General features: G+C 62.3%; 10 protein-coding genes. 5 read left to right on the forward strand and 5 right to left on the reverse strand.

The genetic code is table 11. The annotated features are described in order from the left end of the window. Nucleotides 1-90 precede the first annotated feature (90 nt). On the reverse strand, nt 91-573 hold the full coding sequence (gene rssC / locus OO306_RS27455) for an anti-sigma factor antagonist RssC (RefSeq protein ID WP_027596601.1): 483 nt from the start codon (nt 571-573) through the stop codon (nt 91-93). Beyond that, nucleotides 570-1,754 (reverse strand): two-component system response regulator RssB, encoded by a 1,185-nt coding sequence (rssB, locus tag OO306_RS27460; protein WP_027596602.1) that lies wholly within the window; start codon nt 1,752-1,754, stop codon nt 570-572. Before rssB ends, rssC begins: the two co-directional genes overlap by 4 nt. Before the next feature lie 270 nt (nt 1,755-2,024). Here rssB and OO306_RS27465 point away from each other — a divergent pair, with 270 nt between their 5' ends. Continuing rightward, entirely contained in the window at nt 2,025-2,324 is a 300-nt protein-coding gene (locus tag OO306_RS27465; protein WP_099430026.1) for a PilZ domain-containing protein, read from the forward strand. A 44-nt stretch (nt 2,325-2,368) separates the two neighbouring features. On the opposite strand, the gene OO306_RS27470 is transcribed toward OO306_RS27465, so the two are convergent. After that, a complete protein-coding gene (locus OO306_RS27470; RefSeq protein ID WP_085274220.1) occupies nt 2,369-3,076 on the reverse strand; it encodes a VacJ family lipoprotein in 708 nt (235 codons plus the stop codon). A 191-nt stretch (nt 3,077-3,267) separates the two neighbouring features. Between OO306_RS27470 and OO306_RS27475 the strand changes: the two genes are divergently transcribed. Together OO306_RS27475 and OO306_RS27480 are read left to right on the forward strand one after the other, a co-directional pair. Then, a complete protein-coding gene (locus OO306_RS27475; RefSeq protein WP_265970347.1) occupies nt 3,268-3,831 on the forward strand; it encodes a phosphonoacetaldehyde phosphonohydrolase-related protein in 564 nt (187 codons plus the stop codon). 122 nt (nt 3,832-3,953) lie between these two features. Then, nucleotides 3,954-4,217: a DUF4404 family protein gene (locus tag OO306_RS27480; protein WP_238216303.1), complete on the forward strand. Its 264-nt coding sequence runs from the start codon at nt 3,954-3,956 to the stop codon at nt 4,215-4,217. Between the two features lie 137 nt (nt 4,218-4,354). Here OO306_RS27480 and queF read toward each other — a convergent pair whose 3' ends face one another. Both queF and OO306_RS27490 read right to left on the reverse strand, forming a co-directional pair. Then, complete coding sequence (gene queF, locus OO306_RS27485) at nt 4,355-5,185, reverse strand: NADPH-dependent 7-cyano-7-deazaguanine reductase QueF (protein WP_099430028.1); 831 nt, start codon at nt 5,183-5,185, stop codon at nt 4,355-4,357. 67 nt (nt 5,186-5,252) lie between these two features. After that, nucleotides 5,253-5,759, reverse strand: a complete 507-nt coding sequence (locus OO306_RS27490) for a plastocyanin/azurin family copper-binding protein (RefSeq protein ID WP_027596607.1) — start codon at nt 5,757-5,759, stop codon at nt 5,253-5,255. Nucleotides 5,760-5,921: 162 nt separating this feature from the next. On the opposite strand from OO306_RS27490, the gene cinR reads away from it, so the two are divergent. Further along, on the forward strand, nt 5,922-6,602 hold the full coding sequence (cinR, locus tag OO306_RS27495) for a two-component system response regulator CinR (protein WP_099430029.1): 681 nt from the start codon (nt 5,922-5,924) through the stop codon (nt 6,600-6,602). Further along, nucleotides 6,599-7,951, forward strand: coding sequence for a heavy metal sensor histidine kinase (locus tag OO306_RS27500; protein WP_265970348.1), 1,353 nt, complete (start codon nt 6,599-6,601; stop codon nt 7,949-7,951). Before cinR ends, OO306_RS27500 begins: the two co-directional genes overlap by 4 nt. The last annotated feature ends 89 nt before the right edge of the window (nt 7,952-8,040 follow it).

The raw sequence follows: 8,040 nt of genomic DNA on the forward strand, positions 1-8,040 counted from the left end.
TCCCACAGGGTTACCGAAGTTCCTGATGCAGCGCTAACCCTGTGGGAGCGGGTTTACCCGCGAAGAGGCCGGTACAGGTTTAAAGCGTACTCAAGACCGCTCCAGCGCATTCACCAGGTCATGAAACGCTTCGCGGTTGGAGTCATTGAGCCCCATCAGGATCTTGTGGGCCTCCAGCACCTTGGAGCGCACCACTTCTTCGTTCTGGTCCTGCGACGGCAAGTCGGTCAGGCACTCTGGGCACGGTATCGGGCGATCGACGATGTTGAACACCTGATCGAAGCCCATGGACTGCAACAACCGGGAAATGTCCGGGTTGGTGGTGACCACAGTCGGCAGCAGCCCCACTTTCTGGCGCGACAGGATCGACAACTTGGCCAGCAGGCCCAAGGTGGTGCTGTCGATGCTCTCGGTTTCAGTCAAATCGATGACGATGGCCGAGAAGTTCAGCGCGGTGAAAATCTTCTCGATCGTCGCATCCAGCGCCGAACACAGGGTCAGGCGCACTTCACCGACGAACTTCAGTACAAAGGTACCGCTTTGCTCGGCGAACTGAATTCTACCGGTACTCATTGAAGGTTCCTGCTCAACACCAATAGGGCGATATCATCCGGCATCTCCCCAAGCGTAGCCAATCCAAATCGTTGCCGCAGCCCATCCAGGCTGCCACCCGCTGCCTTGACGATTTCTGGCAAGGCGGCTTCTTTATCTTTGAGCGTGTCACCTGGCAAAAGGTCCAGAATGCCATCGGACATCAAGCTGAGGCTGAACACCGGCGGCAGCTCCACCACCAGGTCCTGGTAACTGGCCTCGTCAAACAACCCCACCGGCAGGCCGCGGCCTTCCAGGTAGCGGGTATTGCCCGGGGTGTACAGCACCGGCAGCGGCAGGTGGCCGCCCACGGCATAGGTCAACAGCCCGGTGTCTTCATCGATCACGCCGCCCACCATGGTCACATGCTTGCCCAACTTGCAGTTGATCAGCCCGCGGTTGATGTGGCTGAGCACTTGCGAGGGCTTGAACTCACGCATCTTGCTCCCGCGCTTGAATTCGAACAACAGGCGCGTGGTCATGAACTTCAGCAACACCGTGACGAACGCCGACGAGGCGCCGTGCCCGGAGACATCGGCGAGGTAGAAGGCAATGCGCCGATCATCCACGCGGAAGTAGTCGGCAAAATCACCCGACAGGTACAGCGACGGGATGATCTGGTGCTCGAAGGCAAACTCGCCGGCCACCCAGGGGCTTTCCGGGAGCATGTTCATCTGCACCTGCCGGCCGGCGGTCTGGTCTTCCTGCAACAGGTGCAGGCTGGCCTCCAGCTCGCGGTTGGCGGCTTCGAGCTTGTCGCGGTAGCGCTGGTTTTCCAGCACCAGGCGCGAACGGTCGAGGGCCCGGCGCACCGAGTGCTCGAGCACGGCAAGGTCTTCTAGCGGCTTGATCAGGTAGTCGGCGGCGCCCAGGCGCAAGGCCTCGACCGCATCGCTCATCACGCCGGCACCCGACACCACGATCACCGGCAGTTGCGGCGCGCGCTCGCTGATCTGGCGGATCAGTTCGAGCCCGCCCATCTGCGGCATGCGCAGATCGCAGATCACGAGGTCGGGCTGGTGTTCTTCGAAGACCTGAAGCCCCTGCTGGCCATTACCGGCCTGGAGGACGCTGAAACCACTGTCTTCAAGATAGGCGGCGAGGCTCGCACGGACCACGTCGTCGTCATCGATGATCAGCAGCGTTGCACTGGTTTTCTGCATGTGGGCGAACGGCGCCGATTTAGGTTGGTGCAGCGGTGTCGGCAAGGCTGACGGCCAGCTACGGGAATACTCTGTGGTAACACTCTACTTGAGTTGTAGGACAAGAAGACCCGCCCGGCAACTGTCAGAGGTACCCTGTAAGGCGCAGACGGTACTCCCATCCGCCAGGCGTTTCAAGCGTGCAAGGGTCGAGCTCGCTGCTCTTTACAGGGCAAATCACCGAGAGTTATAAGAAAGCCGACCCGCGCAACCTAAAGGGAAGGATGCAGCATGCCCCAGACACCCTCAAGCCACAGCGAAAAACGCGATTTCATCCGCATGCGCATCGACACCGACATCAGCCTGTTGCACCAAGGCCAGGTGATCGCAGCGGTGTGCCTGGACCTGTCCAGCGGGGGCATGCAAGTGCAGGCGCCGCAGCGTTTTCAGGTAGGGGATACGCTTGAGGTGAGGATCGATTCCGATCACAAGGCGCTGAAAGGCCTGCATGCCAGCACCGAGGTGGTGTGGATCGCCGACCAGCCCGACGGGCAGCAGAAATTCGGCCTGCGCATCCTGGCGATGCATTGACGCTGGGGCTGCTTGGCAGCCCCGATGGCTTAAATCAGAAACAATCAGAAATCATCTTCGACTTCGCCGTCCTTTACCTTGAACTCGCGGTTCTGCAGGTAGGCGTTGCGAATGAAGATGTACTTGTCACCCTGCATCAGCTTCTCAGCCGACAACAAGCTGGCACGGGTATCGACGACGTCAACCGCGAGGCTCGTGTTACGCGTCGGTACGTGGTTGATGTAGCGGTAGGGCTCGGTGTAGCTGTCCGGGTACTTGGCCAGGCCGTCACGCACGGTGCTTGGGCCCAGCAACGGGATAACCACGTAAGGGCCGCTGCCCACGCCCCAGTAACCCAAGGTCTGGCCGAAATCTTCGTCGTTGCGCTGCAGGCCCATCTTGGTGCCGACGTCGAAGAAGCCACCAAGCCCAAAGGTGGTGTTGACGATCAGCCGCGCCGTGTCCACGCCCGCCGCATGCGGCTTGAGCTGCAGAATATTGTTGGCCAGGTTGGTGACATCGCCCAGGTTGCGGAAGATGTTGTGGATGCCATCTTCGAGGAACTGCGGCGTCACTGCCTGGTAGCCCTTGGCCAATGGCTTGAGGGCATAGGTGTCGACCGTATCGTTGAACCTGAAGATCGGGCGGTTGACCGCCTCCCAAGGGTCTTCCTCGGTGGCCGCTTGGGTGGCCGCCACGGGCGCCAGCAACAAGCTGGCGCAGACACAGGCCTGGGTGACTCGTTCGATCACACCGGCACCGATCCTACGCATAGATGTCTCTCCATCGAATTTCTTGGCCGCAGCCGCACCGGGCGTGCTGCTGATAAGGCGCAAGTATAAGGGCTTGCGGGCTGATCACCAGCATTACACATTTTTGCTCAAGATTTTGTGAACGTATGTTGCCTCGTCATCGGCTGGTAACAATAGCGGCATAGCCTGCGGACTATTTCAGGGAAGTTGCCATGCACGATGCGTCCGCCTTCACTGCTGTGCTGTTTGGCCTGCGTGGCTGCCTGGTCCAGGGTGCTAACGGCAACCCCCTGCCCGCGCCCGGCGCCCTGGCAACGCTCACCAGCCTGCGCCAGCGCCAGGTGCCCTGCATCTGGCTGGACGACCTGACTGCCACACAGGGCAAACGCCTGGCCACTGTGCTGCCCGACTGGCTGCCAGGGCACGCGGTCAACGGCGTGCGCTGGCCCGCGCCAAACGCCTGCTGGCAGGCGCTGATGGCACTGGAAAGCGCGCGCCTGGATGGCTGCGTACTGGTTAGCGGTGACCCTGCGCTGCTGCAATCGGGCCTAAACGCCGGCTTGTGGACCGTGGGCCTGGCGGCCTGCAGCCCGCACTGCGACCTCAGCTCCCGGCATTGGCAAGCCATGAGCCAACAGGAACAAGACCTGGCCCGTGGCAAGGCCACCCTCGCGCTGTTCAGCCTGGGCGTACACTCGGTGATCGATCACCTCGAAGCCCTGGACACCTGCCTGCAGGACATCGCCCAGCGTCGGCGCAAGGGCGAAAAACCCTGATACAGCACCTTTGACGCGGATCATGCAAAGCGGCTGCGAGTGGATTACATTGAAAGCAGGCCAGAACCTTTGCCGCTTCGCTGAGGTCCATGGCTTGCCAAGCCATTGATGGAGAAAAGCCAATGCCTGCCCGCGAATTGCAAGAGCGACTGAACAGCTTGCGCGAGCAACTGGACCGTAACGTGCCGCTTTCGGAAGAGGAGCTGGCCGAAATGCACGAAGAAGCGCGCCAGATCGAAGCGCAACTGAAGCTTGAGGAAGCCACGCCTGACAACAATCTGGTAGACGGGGTCAATCTGGCGATCGATCGTTTTGAGCTCGACCACCCAGATTTAGCCGCTACCCTGCGCAATATTTTCAACTCATTGCACAGCATGGGTATCTGAATAGCTGGGGGCGCTTCGCACCCCTTTCGCGGGCAAGCCCGCTCCTGCAGGACAGCGCGGTCTAAGGGCTGCGCTAAAACCTGTGGGAGCGGGCTTGACCGCGAATGGGGCGCGAAGCGCCCCCAACGGCCGTGATTTTACTGCCGAACCAACCGCCCATTCACTGGGCTGATCGCCCCCATGCTGCGGTACGGGTTGATATCCAGCCCACCCCGGCGCACATACCGCGCATACACCGTCAAATGCTCCGGCTGCAGCAGGTTCTTCAAGTCCAGGTAAATCCGCTCCACGCACTGCTCATGGAAGTCGGCATGCTGCCGGAAGCTGATCAGGTAAGTCAGCAGGCTGGCAGGGTCCAGTGCCCTGCCCTTGTACTCGACCACCACGCTGCCCCAATCCGGCTGGCCGGTGACGGGGCAGTTGGACTTGAGCAAATGGCTGTGCAGGGTCTCTTCAACCACACGCTGCGCATCGCAACGCAGCAACTCCGGTTGCGGCTGCTCATAGTTGCTGATGGCCACATCCAGCGCGTCGATGCACTGCCCCGGCAATGCCACAACGCCCTGAGCCTCCACCTCGGCCAACGTGCGAACCTTGACGCCGACCGGCTTGCCAGCCGCCGCAGACAAGTCCTTCTCCAGGCAGGCCTGCAGCTCGCCAATCGAGGCAAAAACCGTTTGGTTCAGCGAGTTCAGGTACAACTTGAACGACTTGGACTCGATGATATTCGGCGAGTCTGCAGGAATGGCGAACTCGCCGATCGCCACCACCGGCTTGCCCGACGGCAGCAGCCACGACAGCTCGAAGCAGTTCCAATAATCCACGCCCTGCCACGGCAGGGTCTGGGCAGTAACGCCCAGCTCGGCCCACTTGGCGGTACGCGGGATCGGGAACAGCAGTTCAGGGGAGTAGGTAGCGATGTATTCGCTGGACTTGCCCAGCGGGGAGTGTTCGGCGGCGGGATGCATGGAAACTGACCTGAAGGTTCGAAATGCCCCTAGTCTACCGTTTTTGCGCCCCGCCTTGGGCCTGATGTCACTCGATGGTCAATGGCCCGACCATCCCCGCCTGGTAATGCCCAGGTACGTTGCAGGCAAACTCGATGGGTGCCGACTTGCGGAACGTCCAAGTCAGTTCGGCACGCTGGCCAGGCGGTACCAGCACGGTGTTGCCCCCGCCGTGGCCGTGGCCTTCGCCGTGGTTCATCTGGCCGTGGTCCATGCCTTCATGGTTCATGCCTGCGGTGAACAGCTTGCCTTGCATCGCAATCATTTCTTTCTGGTGCTCGGCATGCATGGCCTTGTCGCCCAGGTTGAATTCGTGGGGCAGCTTGCCCTCATTGATCAGCACGAAGCGCACTGTCTCGCCCGCCTTGACCTCCAGGCTTTTCGGTTCGAAGGCAATGTCCTTGAGCACCACCTCGACCGTACGGGTGGCCTTGCCAGCCGGGGCAGGCTCGCCAAAGGCGAAACTGTCAGCACTGCCCGCAAACGTGGGCAGGCTTGCCACGGCAAGGGCGGCGGCGATGAACAGGCGTTTCATGATGACTCCAAAATACACAACGTGATGAGAACACCTTAATCAGGTGGGGCTGGCGGCTACCTGACAGGAAGATTACAACTTTGTCAGTTTGGGCGAGCGCCGACATCGTCACGTATCATTTCCGGTAGCCGCCGCGCACCCTTCCAGAACTGTGGACACTGCATGAAACTGTTGATCGTTGAAGACCAGGCCCGCACCGGCCAGTACCTGAGCCAGGGCCTCAGCGAGGCAGGCTTTGCCACCGAACTGGCGGCCGATGGCGAAACAGGCCAACACCTGGCACTGACCGGCGACCATGACTTGCTGATCCTCGACGTGATGCTGCCAGGCCGCGACGGCTGGCAGATTTTGCACGCAGTGCGCCAGGCCGGCCTGGACACCCCCGTGCTGTTCCTGACCGCCCGCGATGCGGTAGAAGACCGTGTGCACGGCCTGGAGCTGGGCGCCGACGATTACCTGGTCAAGCCATTTGCCTTTTCCGAACTGCTGGCCCGTGTACGCAGCCTGCTGCGCCGTGGCGCCAGCCCGAGCCAGGACACCACCTTGAGCCTGGCCGACCTGCGCCTGGACCTGATCCGCCGCCGCGCCGAGCGCGCCGGCCAGCGCATCGACCTGACCGCCAAAGAGTTCGCCCTGCTCGAATTACTGCTGCGGCGCCAGGGCGAGGTACTGCCCAAATCGCTGATTGCCTCGCAGGTCTGGGACATGAATTTCGACAGTGACACCAACGTCATCGAAGTGGCCATCCGCCGCCTGCGCCTGAAAATCGACGACCCACACGCCAGCAAGCTGATCCACACCGTGCGGGGCATGGGCTATGTGCTGGAGGAGCGTCAGGATTGATGCGCCGACTTTCCCTCGGCAGCCGCCTGGCGCTGCTGTTCGCGGCCTGCACCGCTGCCGTTTCGCTGGGGGCTGGCGTGCTGTTCAGCCGTGCTAGCGAGCAGCACTTCATCGAACTCGACCAACAGTTGCTGGAATCTCGCCTGTCGCTGTTTCGCACGCAGCTGGCCGGCGTCGTCGGGCCCGCCGAACTGGGCGCCCGCCTCCCCGCCCTGCGCGATGAGCTCAGCCACCAGGCCGACTTGGCCCTGCGCATCAGCGGCCATGACGGTACGCCGTGGTTCGACAGCCGCACGCAATTGCCCAACACCACGCCGCCCTCTGGGCTTGCCACTTTGCACACCGACGGCGCCGACTACCGCAGCCTGGCCATGCCCCTGAACCCGGCCGACCCGCAGTCTGCGCAGCTGACCCTGTACCTCGACATCACCCACCATCAGCACTTCCTGCAGGGCATGCAGCGCCTGATCTGGCTAACGGTCGGCCTCTCGGCCCTGGCCACCGCCCTGCTCGGTGCCTGGGCCGTACGCCGGGGGCTGAGGCCGCTGCGGCAGATGGGCCAGGTTGCGGCCAGCGTGTCGGCCCGCTCGCTGACCACCCGCCTGCCAGTGGCGCAGATGCCGGAAGAGCTGGCCGAACTGGCCACCACCGTGAACGCCATGCTGCAGCGCCTGGACGATGCCTTCCAGCGCTTGTCGGCATTCTCCGCCGACATCGCCCACGAACTGCGCACACCACTGTCCAACCTGCTGACCCACACCCAGGTCACCCTCACCCGCCCGCGCAGCCTTGAGGAATACCGCGAGGCCTTGCATGGCAACCTGGAGGAGCTGCAGTGGATGGCGCAGATGATCAACGACATGCTGTACCTGGCCAAGGCCGACCATGGCCTGCTGGTGCCTGGCCAAGCCACGCTGGCACTGCATGAAGATGTCGATGCATTGCTGGAGTACTACGCGCCGCTGGCCGAGGACCGCGACGTGACGCTGCTGCGCGAAGGCCAGCTGCTGTTGCAGGGTGACCGCCCCATGCTGCGCCGCGCATTGTCGAACCTGCTCGACAATGCCTTGCGCTTCACCCCACCCGGTGGGCAGGTACGCGTGACGCTGGAGCCTGGGTTACGGGTTTGCGTGGCCAATACCGGGGCGGCAATCGCACCGGCTGCATTGCCCCGCTTGTTTGACCGGTTCTACCGGGTAGACCCGGCGCGGCGCGAAGGCAGCACGGAGCACGCCGGGTTAGGGCTGGCGATTACCCGGTCGATCGTGCAGGCGCATGGTGGGCGTATTCGGGCAGAGTGCGAGGGTGGCTGGACGCGGTTTGTGATCGAGTTACCTGGCAATCAATAGAACCGCAGCTCCTGCATCGGCGTGTAGGAGCAGCCTTGTGCTGCGAAGAGGCCGGTGCGGGCTGCAGCAATCTGCTTTGCCTGCACCGG

The organism is Pseudomonas sp. DCB_AW (assembly GCF_026240895.1).
In the GTDB taxonomy this organism is placed as follows: domain Bacteria; phylum Pseudomonadota; class Gammaproteobacteria; order Pseudomonadales; family Pseudomonadaceae; genus Aquipseudomonas; species Aquipseudomonas kermanshahensis.

What these genes read in the sequence shown, in the direction of transcription:
- OO306_RS27480 (WP_238216303.1), top strand. Translation starts at nt 3,954, where the DNA reads ATGCCTGCCCGCGAATTGCAAGAGCGACTGAACAGCTTGCGCGAGCAA.
- OO306_RS27470 (WP_085274220.1), bottom strand. Translation starts at nt 3,076, where the DNA reads ATGCGTAGGATCGGTGCCGGTGTGATCGAACGAGTCACCCAGGCCTGT.
- rssC (WP_027596601.1), bottom strand. Translation starts at nt 573, where the DNA reads ATGAGTACCGGTAGAATTCAGTTCGCCGAGCAAAGCGGTACCTTTGTA.
- OO306_RS27475 (WP_265970347.1), top strand. Translation starts at nt 3,268, where the DNA reads ATGCACGATGCGTCCGCCTTCACTGCTGTGCTGTTTGGCCTGCGTGGC.
- rssB (WP_027596602.1), bottom strand. Translation starts at nt 1,754, where the DNA reads ATGCAGAAAACCAGTGCAACGCTGCTGATCATCGATGACGACGACGTG.
- cinR (WP_099430029.1), top strand. Translation starts at nt 5,922, where the DNA reads ATGAAACTGTTGATCGTTGAAGACCAGGCCCGCACCGGCCAGTACCTG.
- queF (WP_099430028.1), bottom strand. Translation starts at nt 5,185, where the DNA reads ATGCATCCCGCCGCCGAACACTCCCCGCTGGGCAAGTCCAGCGAATAC.
- OO306_RS27490 (WP_027596607.1), bottom strand. Translation starts at nt 5,759, where the DNA reads ATGAAACGCCTGTTCATCGCCGCCGCCCTTGCCGTGGCAAGCCTGCCC.
- OO306_RS27465 (WP_099430026.1), top strand. Translation starts at nt 2,025, where the DNA reads ATGCCCCAGACACCCTCAAGCCACAGCGAAAAACGCGATTTCATCCGC.